The organism is Enterococcus sp. R12, assembly GCF_058135755.1.
In genome coordinates, this window is record NZ_CM176874.1 from 2,492,501 (window position 1) to 2,513,040 (window position 20,540).

At 42.4% G+C, this 20,540-nt stretch carries 13 protein-coding genes, 1 tRNA gene and 2 rRNA genes (1 of these 16 cut by a window edge); 2 read left to right on the forward strand and 14 right to left on the reverse strand.

Features of this window, described 5'->3' with window-relative positions; translation table 11 throughout:
• From ACTW1R_RS11550 to dnaE, 11 genes are all read right to left on the reverse strand, one after another.
• A 23S ribosomal RNA gene (locus ACTW1R_RS11550) occupies positions 1 to 459 on the reverse strand; it reaches 2,456 nt to the left of the window's first position.
• A gap of 179 nt (positions 460 to 638) precedes the next feature.
• A tRNA-Ala gene (locus tag ACTW1R_RS11555) sits at positions 639 to 711 on the reverse strand.
• Positions 712 to 787: 76 nt separating this feature from the next.
• Positions 788 to 2,347: ribosomal RNA gene (locus ACTW1R_RS11560) — 16S ribosomal RNA — on the reverse strand.
• Together the 16S and 23S rRNA genes with 1 tRNA gene alongside form the textbook arrangement of a ribosomal RNA operon.
• Before the next feature lie 614 nt (positions 2,348 to 2,961).
• Positions 2,962 to 4,467 (reverse strand): HAMP domain-containing sensor histidine kinase, encoded by a 1,506-nt coding sequence (locus tag ACTW1R_RS11565; protein ID WP_034696083.1) that lies wholly within the window; start codon positions 4,465 to 4,467, stop codon positions 2,962 to 2,964.
• A 14-nt stretch (positions 4,468 to 4,481) separates the two neighbouring features.
• Positions 4,482 to 5,168: a response regulator transcription factor gene (locus ACTW1R_RS11570; protein ID WP_005229193.1), complete on the reverse strand. Its 687-nt coding sequence runs from the start codon at positions 5,166 to 5,168 to the stop codon at positions 4,482 to 4,484.
• 139 nt (positions 5,169 to 5,307) lie between these two features.
• Positions 5,308 to 6,729 carry an NADP-dependent phosphogluconate dehydrogenase gene (gene gndA / locus ACTW1R_RS11575; protein ID WP_005229192.1) on the reverse strand — a complete coding sequence of 474 codons (1,422 nt, stop codon included), beginning with the start codon at positions 6,727 to 6,729 and terminating at the stop codon, positions 5,308 to 5,310.
• 184 nt (positions 6,730 to 6,913) lie between these two features.
• Entirely contained in the window at positions 6,914 to 7,093 is a 180-nt protein-coding gene (gene rpmF / locus ACTW1R_RS11580; RefSeq protein ID WP_005229191.1) for a 50S ribosomal protein L32, read from the reverse strand.
• 56 nt (positions 7,094 to 7,149) lie between these two features.
• Positions 7,150 to 7,710 (reverse strand): YceD family protein, encoded by a 561-nt coding sequence (locus ACTW1R_RS11585; protein WP_010749661.1) that lies wholly within the window; start codon positions 7,708 to 7,710, stop codon positions 7,150 to 7,152.
• A gap of 195 nt (positions 7,711 to 7,905) precedes the next feature.
• On the reverse strand, positions 7,906 to 9,690 hold the full coding sequence (gene pyk, locus ACTW1R_RS11590; protein ID WP_005229179.1) for a pyruvate kinase: 1,785 nt from the start codon (positions 9,688 to 9,690) through the stop codon (positions 7,906 to 7,908).
• Positions 9,691 to 9,773: 83 nt separating this feature from the next.
• The gene (gene pfkA, locus ACTW1R_RS11595; RefSeq protein ID WP_005229169.1) at positions 9,774 to 10,736 is read right to left on the reverse strand and encodes a 6-phosphofructokinase; all 963 of its coding nucleotides are present in this window, start codon (positions 10,734 to 10,736) and stop codon (positions 9,774 to 9,776) included.
• A 161-nt stretch (positions 10,737 to 10,897) separates the two neighbouring features.
• Positions 10,898 to 14,209: a DNA polymerase III subunit alpha gene (gene dnaE, locus ACTW1R_RS11600; protein WP_489927281.1), complete on the reverse strand. Its 3,312-nt coding sequence runs from the start codon at positions 14,207 to 14,209 to the stop codon at positions 10,898 to 10,900.
• Positions 14,210 to 14,356: 147 nt separating this feature from the next.
• Between dnaE and ACTW1R_RS11605 the strand changes: the two genes are divergently transcribed.
• On the forward strand, positions 14,357 to 14,539 hold the full coding sequence (locus tag ACTW1R_RS11605) for a YjzD family protein (RefSeq protein WP_008377814.1): 183 nt from the start codon (positions 14,357 to 14,359) through the stop codon (positions 14,537 to 14,539).
• A gap of 47 nt (positions 14,540 to 14,586) precedes the next feature.
• Here the strand turns inward: ACTW1R_RS11605 and ACTW1R_RS11610 are convergent, their stop codons facing one another.
• Together ACTW1R_RS11610 and ACTW1R_RS11615 are read right to left on the reverse strand one after the other, a co-directional pair.
• Positions 14,587 to 15,792, reverse strand: coding sequence for a multidrug efflux MFS transporter (locus tag ACTW1R_RS11610; protein WP_005231893.1), 1,206 nt, complete (start codon positions 15,790 to 15,792; stop codon positions 14,587 to 14,589).
• A gap of 101 nt (positions 15,793 to 15,893) precedes the next feature.
• A complete protein-coding gene (locus ACTW1R_RS11615) occupies positions 15,894 to 17,333 on the reverse strand; it encodes an NCS2 family permease (protein WP_005237180.1) in 1,440 nt (479 codons plus the stop codon).
• Between the two features lie 261 nt (positions 17,334 to 17,594).
• On the opposite strand from ACTW1R_RS11615, the gene ACTW1R_RS11620 reads away from it, so the two are divergent.
• Positions 17,595 to 18,398 carry a Cof-type HAD-IIB family hydrolase gene (locus ACTW1R_RS11620; protein WP_005229159.1) on the forward strand — a complete coding sequence of 268 codons (804 nt, stop codon included), beginning with the start codon at positions 17,595 to 17,597 and terminating at the stop codon, positions 18,396 to 18,398.
• A 54-nt stretch (positions 18,399 to 18,452) separates the two neighbouring features.
• Here the strand turns inward: ACTW1R_RS11620 and asnB are convergent, their stop codons facing one another.
• Positions 18,453 to 20,348, reverse strand: coding sequence for an asparagine synthase (glutamine-hydrolyzing) (gene asnB, locus ACTW1R_RS11625; RefSeq protein WP_010749664.1), 1,896 nt, complete (start codon positions 20,346 to 20,348; stop codon positions 18,453 to 18,455).
• Positions 20,349 to 20,540: the final 192 nt, after the last annotated feature.

Genomic DNA, 20,540 nt, shown 5'->3' on the forward strand with positions numbered 1-20,540 from the left:
GGAGATGGTCCTCCCGGATTCCGACGGAATTCCTCGTGTTCCGCCGTACTCAGGATCCTCCTAGGTGTTATCCAAATTTCGCCTACGGGGTTTTTACCCTCTTTGACATACTTTTCCAAGTATTTCGACTATCTGAATAGACTACCATATCGGAGTCCTACAACCCCAACAAGCAAGCTTGTTGGTTTGGGCTTTTCCCGTTTCGCTCGCCGCTACTCAGGGAATCGAATTTTCTTTCTCTTCCTGCAGGTACTTAGATGTTTCAGTTCTCTGCGTCTACCTCGACTGCGCTATGTATTCACGCAGACGTAACATCCTATAAAAGATGCTGGGTTCCCCCATTCGGAAATCTCTGGATCATAGCTTACTTACAGCTCCCCAAAGCATATCGGTGTTAGTCCCGTCCTTCATCGGCTCCTAGTGCCAAGGCATCCACCGTGCGCCCTTATTCACTTAACCTTTGACCTTACGGTCGGTTTTGAGTACTTCTTCTAGCGATAGAAGGTTGCTCAAGAAAATAAGCGTTGAACTTATTAAAAAACTCTTTTAACATTTCAACTCGGTGTGTGTTACTTGTTTTGATTATTTCTTCGATATCCAGTTTTCAATGAACAAAGCTTAACGACCATTGTCGTTAATGGAGCCTAGCGGGATCGAACCGCTGACCTCCTGCGTGCAAAGCAGGCGCTCTCCCAGCTGAGCTAAGGCCCCGGGTATTTACTTGAGAGTAGACCTCTCAAAACTGAACAAAGGCAAACGATGTGTAGTCTTCCGAAATATTCCTTAGAAAGGAGGTGATCCAGCCGCACCTTCCGATACGGCTACCTTGTTACGACTTCACCCCAATCATCTATCCCACCTTAGGCGGCTGGCTCCAAAAAGGTTACCTCACCGACTTCGGGTGTTACAAACTCTCGTGGTGTGACGGGCGGTGTGTACAAGGCCCGGGAACGTATTCACCGCGGCGTGCTGATCCGCGATTACTAGCGATTCCGGCTTCATGTAGGCGAGTTGCAGCCTACAATCCGAACTGAGAGAAGCTTTAAGAGATTAGCTTAGCCTCGCGACTTCGCAACTCGTTGTACTTCCCATTGTAGCACGTGTGTAGCCCAGGTCATAAGGGGCATGATGATTTGACGTCATCCCCACCTTCCTCCGGTTTGTCACCGGCAGTCTCGCTAGAGTGCCCAACTAAATGATGGCAACTAACAATAAGGGTTGCGCTCGTTGCGGGACTTAACCCAACATCTCACGACACGAGCTGACGACAACCATGCACCACCTGTCACTTTGCCCCCGAAGGGGAAGCTCTATCTCTAGAGTGGTCAAAGGATGTCAAGACCTGGTAAGGTTCTTCGCGTTGCTTCGAATTAAACCACATGCTCCACCGCTTGTGCGGGCCCCCGTCAATTCCTTTGAGTTTCAACCTTGCGGTCGTACTCCCCAGGCGGAGTGCTTAATGCGTTTGCTGCAGCACTGAAGGGCGGAAACCCTCCAACACTTAGCACTCATCGTTTACGGCGTGGACTACCAGGGTATCTAATCCTGTTCGCTCCCCACGCTTTCGAGCCTCAGCGTCAGTTACAGACCAGAGAGCCGCCTTCGCCACTGGTGTTCCTCCATATATCTACGCATTTCACCGCTACACATGGAATTCCACTCTCCTCTTCTGCACTCAAGTCTCCCAGTTTCCAATGACCCTCCCCGGTTGAGCCGGGGGCTTTCACATCAGACTTAAGAAACCGCCTGCGCTCGCTTTACGCCCAATAAATCCGGACAACGCTTGCCACCTACGTATTACCGCGGCTGCTGGCACGTAGTTAGCCGTGGCTTTCTGGTTAGATACCGTCAAGGGATGAACATTTTACTCTCATCCTTGTTCTTCTCTAACAACAGAGTTTTACGATCCGAAAACCTTCTTCACTCACGCGGCGTTGCTCGGTCAGACTTTCGTCCATTGCCGAAGATTCCCTACTGCTGCCTCCCGTAGGAGTCTGGGCCGTGTCTCAGTCCCAGTGTGGCCGATCACCCTCTCAGGTCGGCTATGCATCGTTGCCTTGGTGAGCCGTTACCTCACCAACTAGCTAATGCACCGCGGGTCCATCCATCAGTGACGCAAAAGCGCCTTTCAACTTTCTTCCATGCGGAAAATAGTGTTATACGGTATTAGCACCTGTTTCCAAGTGTTATCCCCTTCTGATGGGCAGGTTACCCACGTGTTACTCACCCGTTCGCCACTCTTTTTCTTTCGGTGGAGCAAGCTCCGGTGAAAGAAAAAGCGTTCGACTTGCATGTATTAGGCACGCCGCCAGCGTTCGTCCTGAGCCAGGATCAAACTCTCATAATGATTTGTTTGAATGACCAGATGGTCATTAAGCTCATAAAAATTAACTTTGCTAGCTATTGCTTGCATGTATTTGTTTCAATAAATTGAAACGTCCTACACATTGGTTCGTTTGCTTGCTTTGTTCAGTTTTCAAAGGTCTACCGTGCTGTGTTAGCAACTTTTATATCATATCAGAGCGACGTTTGTTTGTCAACTCTTTTTTAAAAGTTTTTTTCAAGAAGTTGTTATTTAACTTCTTTCTTAACCTCAGCGACTTTTTTATCTTACCATCTCAACCGTTATATGTCAAACACTTTTTTGAAAAGTTTTTTTGATTTATTAGGTTTTTCAGAGATGATATTTTTTCGACTTTGTTATAATAACACTTGTAAAATGTTTCGTCAACAACTAATTTCAAAAAAGATCAATCAGTGTTTGTTACAAATGCCTTAACAAGGACAAGTAATAATATAGCAATTCTTAAAGGAAAAATCAACTAAAAAAATAGGCTTTTTGGCAACTATTTTTATAAGCGAATTATTCATTGTCAAACGATTCGAACGTTCGTTTATAAGAAGTATTTTGCGGCTAAATCTATCATTAATGGATAAAAAAAGAGAACTTAAGCTTTTCGCCTAACGTTCTCTTTTCGTCCGATCTTCTGATTGAACGATCGGTATATAGATTCGAAAGATCGTTCCTTGACCGATGACACTCTCTGCTGAAATTTTTCCTTTATAGCTTTCCAATAACTGTTTCGCAATAGATAGCCCTAGCCCGTTTCCGCCTTTGGTTCTAGCACGGGCTTTATCTACCCGATAGAAACGATTAAAGATCTTGTCGAGGTCTTCTTTGGAGATTCCCTCACCAAAGTCTTGAATGGCAATTTCAAAGGATTGCCGATCCAACGAAATGGATAGATGAACTTCTTTTCGATCAGTGGAATATTTCACTGCGTTATCCAAGACAATAATAATGATCTGTTCAAAATGATTGCGATAGATTTTCAGCTTCAACTCATGGTATAAGTCATCATCCAATGTAAAAACAAAATCCGGATACAGTATTTTAAAGTTATTGAAGACTTGATAGACAACTTCTTTTGCATTGGTTGTTTCATTTGCATAATGAACATCCACTTGTTCCGCTCTTGAGAGATCCAACATTTCCTGTACTAGCGTCTTCATCCGACTGATCTCTTGCATACTGGCTGCCAGAGACTCATCCAAAATCTCTGGATCGTCTTTTCCCCAACGCTGCAACAGATTCATATGTCCTTCAATGATCGCCACAGGTGTTCGCAACTCATGAGAAACATCTTCGACGAATCGCTCTTGCTGTTCAATGTATAGGCGCATGCGATCCAGCATTTCGTTAAAGATATCTGCTAAATCAGACAGTTCATCGTTCGTATTTAATTCTGGCATATGCACCGTTGACTGTGGGTTTTTCCGAACGGTTTCCATCGTATCTCGCAAGACCTTTAACGGCTGAAGGAAATACGCTGATAAAAAGAACCCGAGCACACTACTAAGAATCAGAGAAACGACTTCTAAGATAATCAAAGTCAGCAGCAGTTTGCTGCGTATTTCGTAAAAAGAAGTCAATTCATAAAATGTTTGAGCATAGCCAATCCGCTCTCTGGTGCCTTTTGAATAGATGGGTTGGATCGAGAGAAAGCCTGTGATACCATCCAGCGTTACGATGGTTGGAGCTTTGCGCTGCGTGTCGATCAGTGCTAAATCATTCTCATGGGTTTTAAACACAAGATCCTCATTCAAATTATAAACAAACAAGCTCAACGGCGCTTGGCCTAATTCCGAAATAAAGGAATCGATTTTCATTAAGTTGCCATCGATCGTTGAAGTGCGATCATAAATGCTCGTCGTCCCCGCATCATTTTTGGTTAAATTACGATACGTCCGAACCAATGTTAGTTCTTGATCCGAATTGGCTAAACGAGAAGCGACCTCTGACATCGTCCGCTCCACATTGTTTTCTTCTTTAGCGACGATCAAATTCACCGATGTTTTATAGGTAATCACAGCAAAGATCGTAAATACGACGAATATAAAGAAAGAACTTGCGAAGGCCCACTTTACAGTTAAAGAAGGCCCCTTCAGTTCTTTTAATTTTTTCATTCTTTTTTTAAGGTTCACGACCGCATCACATAACCTGTACCACGAACGGTTTGGATATAGCTTTCCTCCCCTGGTACATCAATTTTATTACGTAAATAGCGGATGTAAACATCGACAACGTTGGTTTCCACTTCTGTCTCATAGCCCCAGACTTTGTTTAATAAAACATCTCTGGCTAAAACGACATTGACGTTTTCCATTAAAGTCAACAACAGCTCATATTCGCGTTTTGTTAGTTCAATGACATCTGTTCCACGACGAACGACACGGTTTTCTTTTTCAATCGTTAGATCGCGGTAAGTGATCGTAGTTTGTTTTGCGACGTTTTTGTCCCCTTCGATATCGATACGGCGAAGCAACGCACGTAAGCGTGCCAGCAATTCTTCAATTGCAAAAGGCTTCACAATATAATCATCAGCACCATGATCCAAACCTGATACTCGATCAATCACGGAATCTCTTGCGGTCATCATGATGATCGGGGTGTTTTTCGATTGACGCACGCGGCGGCAAACTTCTAACCCATTTAACTCAGGAAGCATTAGATCCAATAAGATCGCATCCCATTCATTATTCAGTGCCGCATCCAGTCCCGTCCGTCCGTTGTAATGAACTTCGGTATTGTACCCTTCATGCTTCAATTCTAATTCCACAAATCGAGCTAAGTTCTTTTCATCTTCAATGATTAGAATATTACTCATTATTGATAGCCCCTTTATTGATTATTCTGCCTTTAAATTAGACATTATCTGTCTTATTTTATCATGTATCTAAAAAATAAAAAAGAGATTGACCGAAAGTTCTCACTTTCGGCCTTTCTCTTTTGGATTCTCTTAAAGCTTACGCTTCGTCATACCATGAATAATGGAAAATTCCCTCTTTATCTGTCCGTTCATACGTATGCGCTCCGAAGTAATCCCGTTGTGCTTGGATCAAGTTCGCTGGCAAACGATCAGAACGATAAGAATCGAAATACGCGATCGCCGATGAGAACGTCGGCACAGGTACTCCTGCTTGGACAGCTAGTGCAACTACTTCACGTACAGAAGATTGATAACGTTTCGTAATATCTTTGAAGTAGTCATCTAATAGTAAGTTTTCAATGTCGGCATTCTTGTCATAAGCATCCGTGATTTTTTGTAAAAATTGCGCACGGATGATACAGCCTGCACGCCAAATTTTGGCAATTTCACCAAAAGGAAGATCCCAATCATACTCTTTTGATGCAGTACGTAATTGCGCGAATCCTTGTGCATAGCTCATGATCTTACTGAAGTATAAGGCTTCGCGGATCTTATTGATAAACTCTTCTTTGTTTCCTTCAAAAGCAACTGCTTCTGGTTTTGGTAAGACTTTGCTGGCATTGACCCGTTCTTCTTTGTAAGCTGAGATATAGCGAGCAAAAACAGATTCAGTGATCAATGGCAATGGAACACCTAGATCTAAGGCACTTTGGCTCGTCCATTTCCCAGTTCCTTTATTGCCTGCAGCATCTAAGATCACATCAACGATCGGTTTGCCTGTTCCTTGATCATCTTTACGTGTCAAGATATCCGCTGTGATCTCAATTAGGTAGCTATCCAATTCACCTTTATTCCATTCGGCAAAGATATCAGCCATTTCATCAACAGATAGACCTAAAATGTTTTGCATCAAGTCATAAGACTCCGCAATCAGCTGCATGTCGCCATACTCGATCCCATTATGAACCATTTTTACGTAATGGCCTGCACCATTTGGTCCAATATAAGTTACACAAGGTGTACCATCTTCAGCTTTTGCTGAAATTTGTTCCAAGATCGGTGCAACCAATTCATATGCTTCTTTTTGACCACCAGGCATGATCGAAGGACCTTTCAAGGCGCCTTCTTCCCCACCAGAAACACCCGTACCGATAAAGTTAATTCCTGAGTTTGCCAACTCTTCGTTACGACGAACAGTATCTTTAAAGAAGGTATTTCCGCCATCGATCAAAATATCGCCTTTGTCTAGATGAGGCAATAGTTCTTGGATCGTAGCATCCGTCGCAAATCCTGCTTTTACCATTAATAAAATACGACGTGGCTTTTCAATTGATTGGACAAATTCTTCTATCGTATAAGTTGCTTTAAAATTTTTATCTGGATGTTCTTTTACTACTTCTTCTGTCTTTGAACCAGTACGGTTAAATAAGGCAACTGAATAACCGCGGCTTTCGATGTTCAACGCTAAGTTTTTGCCCATAACAGCCATACCGACAACGCCGATTTGTTGTTTTGTCATCTTTCATCCTCCTAAGATTCAATTATCTTTTTCATTATAGCGCAAATGTACCTGCTTTTGAACTATTCTCTTTCGATGGACAAAAAATATTTCTGAAAAGTTCCATCTTTTCCAAAAAAACAAAAAAACCTCAGGCTCCATGGTTAGCCTAAGGTTTTAGAATCCTCTTTCTGAAAAAAAGGAATTATGCTTCTTTTGTTGCTACGTCTTTGCCATCGTAATGACCACAGTTAGAGCAGACATGGTGGCTTTTTTTCATTTCACCACAGTTTGCACATTCGTTCAAACCGTTGATTGTCAATTTGTAATGTGTACGACGTTTTGCTTTCTTCGCTTTCGAAGTTTTTCTAGCTGGTACTGCCATTTTGCTACACCTCCTTGTTAATGAACGCAACCTTGAGGCTGCAATTTATTCCAATCCTACGCGTTATCGTCATCTGATTCATTGAATAATTCGGATAATTTTGCAAGACGAGGATCAACTTGTTGAGCTTGCGCTTCTTTTTGATTTGCAAAGTCTTCTTCTGACAAAACAGCCCAATCGTTGCCAGATGGCATTGCTGAACCTTGTTTTTCTTCTTCTGTCAGGACTTGCAAAGGAATCGCAAGTAATAGGTTATCAGCGACCGATTCATCTAAGCTGATGGTTTGACCTTCAATGATCAAAACTTCTTCTTCGACGATCGTTTCATCGCGACGCTGAAATTGCTCTGGTGTCATGAATTGTTCATCCACTGAAAAATCAAAAGGAATCGCTACAGGTGTCAAAGAACGAGTAGATGGCAATGTCATCGTCGTTTCCACTTGATAGTGCAGCAAGTATCCTTGCTTATCAACACTCATCAGCCCTTTTACTTTTACAGGAGACAAATCAATGATCTGTCCATCGCGTTTTATCAGTTGACTTTTTAGGTCAAGTGTTTCTTCAAACATCAGCGGTGTCTCTTGGTATTTTTTTAATTCCAATAAAGACCATTTCATTTTTATCACCCCTAAGCAACAAAAGCAATTATACAGGGCTTCTGAGGCTTTGTCAATGAAATTTTCTTGACACCTTTTTCATTTTTGATCGTGTCATTTTAATGCCTTTTCTCAAGGGATTTCGACACTCTCAAAAAAACAACAGGAAGCGCACAACGTGCACTTGCCTGTTGCTTGATCAATCGTTAAAAATCATTAGATCGCTGTTGTTTCTCCACGATAAACGATACCGCGACGAGAATCAAGAGTAACCAATTCGCCATCTTTGATGGTTGTTGTTGCGTCTTTGGCACCAACGATCACTGGTAGATCTTTCGCGATTCCGACAACTGCTGCATGAGAAGTCAAGCCGCCATCTTCAACAACTAAAGCTGCTGCTTTTTCGATTGCTGGCATATATTCTTTATCTGTTGTTGGTACAACTAAAATCATGCCATCTTTTGCTTTCGCAATTGCTTCTTCGGCACTGTGAGCGATCACGGCATTGGCAACAACTGATTTTTCACCAATTCCTTGCGCTTCAAGCAATTTTGATCCGATCAATTGGATCTTCATTACGTTGGTTGTTCCGCGTTCACCAACAGGAACACCGGCTGTGATCAAGATTAGATCGCCTTCTTTAGCAAAGCCTAAATCCACTGCTTGTTTTGCTGCTAATTCAAACATTTCATCAGTTGTTGATGGTTTTTCAGCAACGGTTGGGTACACACCCCAGTTAAGCATCAAGCCGCGTTTTGTGCGTTCGTCAAATGTGACAGCTAAAATGTCAGCATCTGGACGATATTTAGAGATCATTTTTGCAGTGTAGCCAGATTCAGTGGCAGCAACGATTGTTTTAACCCCTAAGTTTTTCGCTGCACGCGCAACAGATAAACCGATTGTTTCCGTTACATCTGTTTTATCAAATTGGTTGATTTGGAAAGTGCTGTTTTCTGATAAAGCTTTTTCTGCTTCCACGTCGATACGTGCCATTGTTGCTACTGCTTCAACAGGGTAGTCACCGTTTGCTGACTCACCAGAAAGCATTGTTGCATCAGTACCGTCAAAGACAGCATTGGCAACGTCAGAAGCTTCTGCACGAGTTGGACGTGGGTTTTGTTGCATTGATTCTAACATTTGAGTTGCTGTGATAACTGATTTACCAGCAGCGTTACATTTTTTGATGATGCTCTTTTGAACCATTGGTACTTCTTCAGCAGGGATCTCAACACCCATGTCACCACGGGCAACCATGATACCATCAGAAACTTTGATGATTTCATCGATATTATCGATACCTTCTTGTGATTCGATTTTAGAGAAGATTTGCACATGCGTCATGTCTTTTTCTTCTAAAATTTCACGAATTTCTAAAACGTCTTGCGCTTTACGTACAAATGAAGCGGCAATGAAGTCGATATCGTTATCAAGACCAAAACGGATATCTTCTGCATCTTTTTCAGTAATACCAGGTAAGCTGATTGATACACCCGGAGCATTGACCCCTTTACGTGATCCTAACATTCCAGCATTTTTAACGACAACCACTAATTCACGGGTTGCTTCGTCTTTTTCTTTGATTTCCATGTCGATCAAGCCATCATCAAACAAGATGTGTCCGCCCACATGAACATCTTCAAATAAACCAGGATAAGTTACAGCAATTTTTTCTTTTGTTCCTTTGTGTTCTGGATCCATTGAAATACGTGTTTCATCGCCAACGTTGAATTGGATGTATCCAGCACGACCAAAGTCTGCTTCTGTCGTATTTTGTACAGTTGTACGGATTTCAGCACCTTTTGTATCTAAAAGGATACCGACATCTTTACCAGTTTTCTTTACGGCTTCACGAACCATTGTCATACGCGCTAATTGTTCTTCATGATCTCCATGAGAGAAGTTAAAGCGGAAGACATTCGCACCGGCTTCAATCAGTTGAGAAATAATTTCCACACTGTTACTTGCTGGTCCTAATGTACTTACGATCTTTGTTTTTTTCATTACTAAACGCTCCTATTCATTTATTTAAAATAGCTAATAAGCTTTTTTTACAAAATTACTGTTGCGTTGCTTTAAAAATCTCTTTAGAATGAGATTTCTTTGTTCAAGTTATACAAGCTAAGATCTGGTTTGTGACGATTGTTTTCAAGGGTATCGATGATATCAGAAGCAATCATTTCATTGTTTTCGATACCGATACATAGACCGCCTTTGCCTTGTTGCAATAATTCAACGGCATATGAACCAAATTTACTTGCTAACACACGGTCACGAGCGCTTGGTGAACCACCACGGACAACATGTCCTAGAATTGATACACGGGTATGGAAATCGCCGTATTCAGAAAGTTTGTCAGCAAAATCATTTCCGCCCATCACACCTTCGGCTAAAACGATCAAGCAATGTTTTTTCCCGCGGTCGCGTCCTTCACGGATACGATCAGCAACAACTTGCATGTCAAAATCATGTTCTGGGATGATGATTTCATCCGCACCACCAGCCACACCTGACCATAAAGCGATATCGCCAGCACCACGACCCATTACTTCGATCACGAATGTGCGGACATGTGATGTCGCTGTATCACGGATACGGTCAATCGATTCCAAGACAGTATTGATCGCTGTATCAAAACCAATCGTGAAATCTGTTCCTGGAATGTCATTATCGATCGTTCCTGGAATCCCGATCGCTGGGAAACCGTGACGAGTAAGTGCCATCGCACCATGGTAAGATCCATCTCCACCAATCACGACTAGCCCTTCGATGCCAAATTTCTTTAATTGTTCGATTCCTTTTAATTGTCCTTCTTGTGTCGCAAATTCTGGATAACGTGCTGAATATAAGAATGTTCCACCACGTTGAATTTTGTCACCAACATCAGCAACATCTAAGCGACGAATGTCGCCTGCGACTAGTCCGGCATAGCCATAGTTGATTCCGTATACTTCAAGTCCGTCAAAAATACCCTTTCTGACAACTGCGCGAATCGCTGCGTTCATTCCTGGTGCATCGCCGCCACTGGTTAGAATTCCAATGCGTTTCATTATTCTTTCACCTCATCAAAAGATTTTGTTTAGGGAAGCCCCTGTTTGCTAGTTTTCAAGTAATAACCACGAGACATATTCTACCATTATTCCATGAAAATGTCTTGAAATAGTGGGAAAAAGTTGAAAAAAGTGTAAGTTGAATTACCGTTTTCGGAAAATTACTTGAAAATTACATTTCCATTTCCTAATAATGCGATCAGTTGTTTGACAAAGTTCGGCTCATCCGTCACCCAGTTTTCTTCTGCTAATAACACTTTTTTGCCACTGCTTTCATAGAACATCACCACTGGAATATTTCCGTGATGCTGCTTCATTTCCTTCGACAATGCTTGCAGGTGCGACGTTTCAGCTTCAGCAGAAATCTTTAAGTAACAAGTTTGTGACGCAATTTTATTTTGAACGTTTTCTGCTAAGTCTATTTTATCAGCAATGAGTTGGATTTCACCATTGTAACGACTTACCTCGACCTTTCCTTCGATATAAAGAACAGCATTTTCTTCAATCAAGGAACGTACTTGTCGATAAACGATGGGAAAAATCGTTACTGACACTTCTTTGCTGGCATCTGTTCCTTCGACAAACGCCATTTGTTCGCCCTTTTTCGTTCGAATCTCTCGAATCTTGCGCACATATAAAAGGATACGCACCCGTTCATTCGGAACCAGATCGGCAATATCAGTGATTTGTTTTAATTGGTGCAATTTTTGAAACTGTTCCACGGGATGGCCAGACAAATAAACACCTAAGTATTCTTCTTCCAAAGCCAGTTTTTCTTCTAGTTTGTAATCGGCAACGGCTTCTTCTTTTAATGCCATAGTTTCTAAGAGATCCAAACTGCCGCCACTATAAGTAATGTTTTGGATCTTTCCTTCTAGCTGGATCAGTGCTTGTTTTCGATTGGGGGCGATCCCATCGAATACGCCGATGCTCAAAATCGGCAATAAATAATCCAATTTTAACCATTTGCTGTTCCGCTGATTTAAGCGAAGCAAAAATTGATCCATAGACGTGAAATTACCATGCTCTTTTCTTTCTGCCAAAATGTCTTGGATCATGTCGCGTCGGATTCCTTTGATACTGCTGAAACCAAAACGAATTTGTTTTTCATTTTGCAGTTGAAAACTAAACCCACTGGCATTGATCGAAGGCGGCAGTACTTCTACGCCATAACGTGCGGCTTCATTTAAATATTCTTTCATTTTGCTGGCGGTGTTGCGTACCGAGTGTAGGATCGAAGCAAAAAATGGTGCGGGATAGTGTACCTTCAGATAGGCCATTTGAAAGCCGATAAAGGAATAGGCAAACGCATGGGATCGATTAAACCCATAATTGGCGAACCGCTCGATATAGTCATAGACCAAATTGGCGGTCTTTTCATCGTACTGATTGGCTAAGGCGCCTTGCACAAAATGACGACGTTCCTCATCCAAGACGTCTTTTTTCTTTTTACTGATTGCTCGACGCAAAATATCTGCTTGTCCTAAGCTGAAACCAGCCATTTTGGAAGCTACCTGCATGATCTGCTCTTGGTAGACAATGATTCCGTAAGTGTTTTGCAAAATCGGAATCAAGCTGTCATCTGGATAAGAGACACGCTCTTGTCCTTTTTTCCGCTTAATAAAGGTATCGATATTTTGCATCGGTCCTGGACGATACAAGGCATTGACTGCGGCAATATCCTCGATGCTTTCTGGTCCTAACTTACGCAACACATTGCGTATCCCCGCTGATTCAAATTGGAAGATCCCTGCGGTCTCGCCTTTTTGAAACAAGCGCAATGTTGCTGGATCATCAAGAGGAATCTCCTTTTGGGTAACGATTTGTTGGCTGATTCGTTTAATGCCTTTCAAGGTATTATCAATGATCGATAAGTTTCTCAAGCCTAAAAAGTCCATCTTCAATAGGCCGATGGCTTCTACGTCATTCATGGTAAATTGGGTCAGCCAGATCCCATCGCTGCCTTCTTGTAAGGGAACCAGATCAAGCAAATTCTTGTCACTGATCACCACACCAGCGGCATGAGTCGATACGTGACGTGGCAAGCCTTCTAAAATTTTGGCGACTTGAAACATTACTTGGTTACGCTCATTAAACGACACCAATTCTCGCAGCTGATTGGATTGTTCATAAGCAAGATCTAAGGTCATTTTCAAGGCATTGGGGATGGCTTTTGACCAGCGATTGGCTTCACTTTGCGAAAGACCAAAGACACGAGAAACATCTCGCAGAACCATTTTGGCCGCCATGGTGCCAAACGTCGCAATCTGTGCCATATATTCTTGCCCGTATTTTTGGCGCACATACTGTAAAATCTCGTCTCTGCGATTGTCAGGAATGTCTAAATCAATATCAGGCATCGTGTAACGTTCTGGATTCAAGAATCGTTCAAACAAAAGATCGTATTTGATTGGATCTACGTCGGTGATCGATAAAACATATGCCACCAGTGCGCCAGCAGCCGATCCCCGTCCAGCGCCGGTAACGATCTCTTGTTGGTGGGCAAAGTCCATGACGTCCCAAATAATCAAGAAATAGTCATCAAAGCCCATCTTATGGATGACGGACAACTCATAATCCAAACGCTGTTCGTACGCCGATGTAACGTGGGCAACACGCTGAGGCAGACGCTCAAAACAAATTTTCCGCAAATAGTCCGCAGCACTTTCTTCGGCTGGTAGCGGGTAATGAGGCAACAGCCGCTGATGCAGCGGCAGCTCGACGACGCATTCAGCTGCAATCCGCTGATTATTCATCAATGCCTGCGACCATTCTTCAAATGCCGCGGTCAGTTGGTCTGCTGGTTGTAGAAAAAGCTGCGCAGCCCCTTGCTCTTTAGCCTGACGAAAGTCTTCAATTTGCGAGCCCTCTTTGATATGCGTCATCACTTTGACTGCAAAGGCTTCTTCTTGTGCTAAAGCCGCGATTGGTTGATACGCACATGGTGCAATGTTTTGCTCATTAAACCAAGCGATCGTTTCTGGATCTAACCCTTTGCTAGTAATACCTAAAAACAAGCTCTCAGAATCAAATTTATGGCTGATTGCTCGCAGTGCTTCTTGATTGGCTTCTAGATCATTGTGCTGAGAAGGCAGAAATCCCTCGCCTTCAGGCAGCAAACCAAAGAGGTCCTGCAAAGAATCACAAGCAGCCAAATTCAACTGCTCGGTGATCATTTTTTCACTTGATAAACGCATCAAGGTTTGATAGCCCTTGAGGTTTTTTGCAAATACGTACAACGGAAAGGACATTGATCCCTCTCCGAAGGTACAGTCGAACAAAGCGCCAAAAATCGGCTTGATGCCCTGTGCTAGGCATTGCTGATAAAACTCGACCGCGCCATAGAGAACATTATGATCGGTCAGACCCAACGTCTGATAGCCCATCTTTTTGGCTTGCTCTATATAGTGAGGAATTTTGATCGTACTTTGCAGCAACGAATAGGCGCTTAAGGTGGTGAGCTGTGAATACATTGAAATCCCTCCAAAAATGAAAATTCTCTTTCTTTCTGCTAGTAATTAGATTTGAAAAACAAAATGAAAAAGTGAAAATCTTTACAATAAATATTTTTGTGATAAACTAAAGTCGAAATGGAAGATACGCAGAAAAGAGGTGTCGTCATGCGTTACTTAGTCACTTTATTTTGGACTTTTGTATTAGGTCAAGTCGTTGGCTATCTAGGCAGCTCACTTGCTGGAGCAACTTATGATTTTCAATTAACTTCAATCATCTCTTTGGTCACAGGTGTGGTGATCATTCTTGTTGGTATTATCGCACCAGCGCCTGAAAAGACAAGCCATTAAAAAAAAACCAGTTACCTTTATTGTAACTGGTTTTTTTTTCTTTTCAACTATTCACTGATGTCCGTTTTACGCAAGCTTTTACGGAAATTAAATCCTGAGATAAAAATATTGATCAGTACAAACCCGCTAGTTACCCAAAAGACGGCGGGATAACCAAAGCCAGCTGCCACCGTTGAGCCGACCATCGGACCTAACACTTGTCCAAAGTTAGAGAACATTTGGTTGTAGCTGTAGATACGGCTGACCCCTTCCATCGGGGTGATCTTGCTGATCAGTGTGTTGATCGACGGCATCAACGCACCTGTCGAAAAACCAAGCAAGAAGCGCAGCACGCCCAACTGAAACGGTGTGGAGACAAAGCCCATCGGAATGAAACAGAAAAATGACAGCAATAAACCGCCTAACAACACCTTGTGATTGCCGTAACGATCACCGATTTTGCCTAAAAATGGCGAAGAGATGATTGCCGAAACACCAGCAACAGAGACGATCAATCCGCTGACAAACAAAATATTGCCACTGTTCCCGCTTAGATCACGAATATACAATGTAAGGATCGGGCTGATACTCGTTACACCTAGCTGTAAAATCAGTGACGTAATAAACAAACCGACAAGCAACTGCATATTTTTGATTTGACCAAAAATTTCTTTGATGGACAGCAAATCGCCCTTTTCAACCGGCTCAAAATCTTCTTGAACGAGAAAAATCGTAAGCAAGAGCGTAATTAGCAGCACAACACCAGTAATGATAAAAACATTTTTCATGCCGAACCATTGCGCCAACGCCCCACCCATCGATGGACCGATCAAATTCCCTGCGATGGCTCCTGTAGCCAATGTCCCAAGCGCCCAACCGCTTTTTTCTCGAGGCGCCTGCGAAGCAATCAATGCAGTCGCATTGGGAATATACCCCGATAAAATTCCGGTAAAGAAACGCATGATCAACAACCAATAGACATTCGGTACAAAAGCCAAAGACCCCATCGTCACTGTCATCCCCGCAGCCGCGCGAATCATCATTAAGCGACGACCTTTTTGATCTGCTAGATTTCCCCATACTGGAGCAATGATAGCCGCCGCAAACGCCGTTACTGAGATTGCTAATCCAGAAAACAACTCAATTTGACTCTCTGGAGCGCCTAACTCTTCTATATATAAGGGAATGAATGGCATGACAAGACTAAAACTGGCACCCGTAAAAAAACAACCTACCCATGAAATCAGTAGATTTCGTTTCCAATCAATCTTCATTTACAAACCTTCTTTCACAAATACTATACCGTATCGTGAGTAATAATCAAATAAAAAAATCTTTCTGCAGGTAACATACAGAAAGATTTTCTTCATTAAACTTAACTGATCAAAGCCAAAATGACAAAGTTTAGGATAAACAACGCATTGACGACCCAGATGATCGGAGATACTTCGTTGGCTTTTCCTTTCACTACTTTCACTAATGCGTAGAAAATGAAACCAACAGCGATCCCATTGGAAATACTGTAAGACAAGCCCATAAAAATAGACGCGAAGAAAGCGGGAACTGCTTCTTCTAGATCGGTCCACTTGATGTCTGCAAACGAAGCCATCATCATTACCCCAACTAAGATCAACGCTGGTGCTGTCGCTTGTGCGGGAACGATTGAGATCAGTGGAGAAAAGATACTGCTGATCGCAAAGAGTGCTGCCACTACAACAGAAGTCAAGCCCGTGCGTCCACCAGCACCGATACCAGCTGCTGATTCCACATAAGTCGTTGTATTTGAGGTCCCTACGATGGCACCTACAGAAGTGGCTACGGCATCTGCAAAAAGGGCTTTATCCATCTTCGTGTTCAACCCGTTACTGTTTTCAACCGCTTCTTCATCTTTTTTCGAAAAGATCCCTGTACGACGTCCAGTCCCGATAAAGGTACCGATCGTATCAAAGACATCTGATAAGCTAAACGCTAAAATCGTCATAATTACTTGAGGGATTTTGGCAGAATCACTGAATAGTGAGCCCATTCCTTCAGAGCCAAACGCAGCGCCAAATGTGATGCCTAGTTCGCTGATGGAACTTCCTAATGAATTCCCGTGCCAATCAATGGCACTTAAATCCACCACACCCATCAAAATACCGATGATCGTCGTTCCTAAAATACCAAAAATAATTGCCCCACGAACATTTTTCACCACTAATAAAGTAGTCACTACTAAACCAATCACTGCTAACAAAACAGGTGCATTATTGAAATTCGCCAAAGCTGGGACGATCCCCCCATTAAAATTGGCACTCACGATCGTCTCACCGTCGACAACTGAACCCGTCACTGCCGCAGTGTCTGCACTGAAGTTTAGCAAGTTGGCATTTTTGATCCCTACATAAGCCACAAAGATCCCGATCCCGCCGCCGATTGCATGCTGCATGCTTTCTGGAATCGCATGAATGATCATTTTTCTGATACGAGTGACCGTGATAAAAATGTTGATCAAGCCGCAGATGAAAACCATCGCTAATGCTTGCTGCCACGTATACCCCAAACCAAAAACGACGGTAAAGGTGAAGAATGCATTAAGGCCCATTCCAGGTGCTTGCGCGTAAGGCACATTTGCAAATAAGCCCATGATCAGGGTACCAATCACTGAAGCGATGATCGTTGCTAAGAAAACAGCTTGAAACGGCATGCCTGCAGCAGATAAAATCGTCGGATTCACAAACAAAATATAACTCATCGCGAAGAAGGTGGTGACCCCAGCCATCACTTCTGTGGAAACCGTCGTTTTATTCTCCTTTAATTTGAAAAACTTTTCCATGTTATGTTTCACTCCTGAACTTTAATCGTTTCTATGAAAAGAAAAAATGAATAATTGCGCTTTTCATCGAACAATTACAAATTATAAGGGAATAATTTTCGCTTTTCAAACCTTTTTCCGAATAAAACGAACCAAAAACGTTTAATGTTCGTGTTTTGCTTTGTAAATATTATGAAAACTTATCGAAAACTTACTTGTATTGTGAAATGACAGAAATATGTTACACTTAAGCCACTACCATAAGAGAATGGAGCGAGTCTTTTGAAACCAAAAATCATCGCCATTGATTTAGATGGCACAACCTTAAATACTGAATCCCAACTTTCCCCTCGCACACGTGAGGTACTGGTTCGCGCCACCAAAGCGGGACACTTTGTTACCATCGCTACAGGAAGACCTTTTCGTATGAGCGATCAATTCTATAAAGAATTGGCGCTCACAACACCAATGGTCAATTTTAACGGTGGGTTAGTCCATAAACCTCGACAAGTCTGGGCAAATGAAATGGAGCACTCGATCTCTCGAGAAATTGCGTTTGAGCTCATGGCGCAAAAAGAGCAGCTGGGGCTGACGTTTGTGGCAGCAGAAAATCGCGAAACCTTTTTCATCGATGACCTAAGCGGATTTGATCAGCACTTTTTCTTTTCGGGCAATGCTTCCGAAAAAAATCTATTAGCAAATTTAAAAACGGACCCCACTTCATTACTGGTGAAAACCGAAAATGAATTAGCAGAATCTGTTTCTTTACGTATCAAGGATCAATTTGACGATGCAGTCGATGTTCGAACCTGGGGTGGACCTCAAGCTATCTTAGAGATCGTACCAAAAGGGGTCCATAAAGCACTTGGTCTTTCGGTGATCGCGGATTCTTTGTCTTTGGATCGACAAGATATCATCGCTTTTGGTGATGAACACAACGATTTGGAGATGCTGGATTATGCGGGTTGGGGCGTTGCCATGGCGAATGGCACGCAACAATTAAAATCGATCGCCAATGATGTTACCGACAAAACCAATGCGGAAGATGGCATGGTCGATTACTTGGAAAAATATTTAGGTCTATAAAAAAAGCCGATGCGGGATGTCCGCATCGGCTTTTTTTTTGCTGCCATATTCAAATCAAAGTGTTTCATAAACGATTTCTTTGGCTTCTGGAATCGATTCATCAATAAAGAATACTTTATACCAGGTCAAGAACGTAAAGATCGTCCAGATTTTTCGCTGAAGATTCGGTTTTCCTTGGCGATGGTCTTCAAGCATTTGTAAAATTGCTGTTTGATCGAAGAAGGTTGCCGCAAAGTCTGACTCAAAAAGGCTCTTGACTGCTTCATACCCTGTTCCTTCTTTCAGCCATGCCTTGATAGGTACAGGAAAGCCGAGTTTTTCACGGTTTGCCCACTCTTTTGGCAAATGACGGTTTGACGCTTGTCGAAACACATCTTTGGTGTTGTTTTGATTGATCAAATATTTCGTCGGGATCGTTTGCGACAACTTTTGCATCTCAATATCCAATAAAGGAACACGTAATTCCAAGGAACTCGCCATGGACATTTTGTCTGCTTTTAACAAGATATCCTTCGGCATCCACTGATGAAGATCTAAATATTGCATCTTATTGACCTCGTCTTTGAGACCATTGACTTTCTCGTAATGAGGCGCAACGATTTCAGCAACAGAGGGTCCTTTTTGATAGGTTGGTTTTAAAAGCTGCAGTGCTTCCTCTTCTTCAAAGACGAGTGCTTGCCCGATAAAGAAGTCTTGGGCAGGTGCCGTGGCTTCATAAAGATGGATTCGACCATGGAAGTTTTTCATTTTGCCGATTTGACGTCCCAAACGAAAGCGGATGTTTTGTGGCAATTTTTTCAACCCTTGGGCAAAAACGCGTACCGCTTTAGAGTTTGTGTGGAAGCCATAGGCTGCATAACCGGCAAATAATTCATCTGCCCCTTCCCCGGATTGAACGACTCGCACTTGCTGTGCTGCCAGATTGGCTAAAAAGTACAAAGGGACACAGCTTGGGTTAGAATCTGGTTCGTCCAAGTGATACTGAATCAACGGGAATGCCTCAAAGGACATTTCACCATCGATAACCGCTGCTGTGTTGTTCAAACCAAGTTTTTCCGTCAATTTGCGGGCCTCGATCGCTTCGTTGTAGGTTTTGTCATCGAACCCGATTGAAAACGAGCGATCTGGTCGCAAGACAGAAGCTACGTAACTTGAATCGACACCACTGGATAAAAATGAGCCGACTTCAACATCACTGATTTGATGAGCGGCAATTGATTCCTGGACTGCTTGATCGATTTTGTCGACCCATTCTTCTCTTGAATGATTTTCTTTCACTGAAAAATCTGCATCCCAATACTGCTTGATCGTCAATCCCTGTTCATTAAACAAATAATAATGCCCTTCTTGCAAACGATGAACGCCTTTAAAGAAGGTTTCTCCGTTCAAAGGCGAGTATTGAAAAGTCAAATAAGGTTTCAACGCCTCTTGGTTCAACTCTTTCTTGAAATCTGGATGAGGCAAAAAGCTCTTGATTTCAGAACCAAACATAAAACTGCCATTCATTTGCGCATAGTAATATGGTTTGATCCCAAAGTGATCCCGTGCGCCGAAAAGCTCTTGTTTTTGAGTATCCCAGATGGCAAAAGCAAACATTCCCCGCAGTCGCTGCAAAACATCAATGCCCCACTCCTCATAGCCATGTAAGACTACTTCGGTATCCGCATGGGTAGAAAAAACATGACCCGCTTGGATCAATTCTTCCCGCAACACTTGAAAGTTATAGATTTCCCCATTAAAAATAATGACTTTTGTTCGATCCTCGTTAAAAATCGGTTGTGAGCCACCTTCTAAGTCGATGATCGATAAACGACGAAACCCTAACGCTACTTGGTCGTCGGTAAATTTTCCTGAACTGTTTGGTCCGCGATGAACGATCCGGTCCATCATGCGTTCAATAATGATTTCTTTTTGGTCTTTTGAATTGACAAAGCCGACAATTCCGCACATATTTTCACATCCGTTTTCATAATCCATTTTCATTTTTCTAAAGTAAATCATACCATAGAATTCAAGAGATACGATCTCTTTTTCAAAAAAATACAATCAATATATTTTTGCACAAAACATAATTTGGAGACAATCCTTATGATATCAAGGTTTCCAACCATCTCATACTCTCAATCTTACAAATTTGTTATC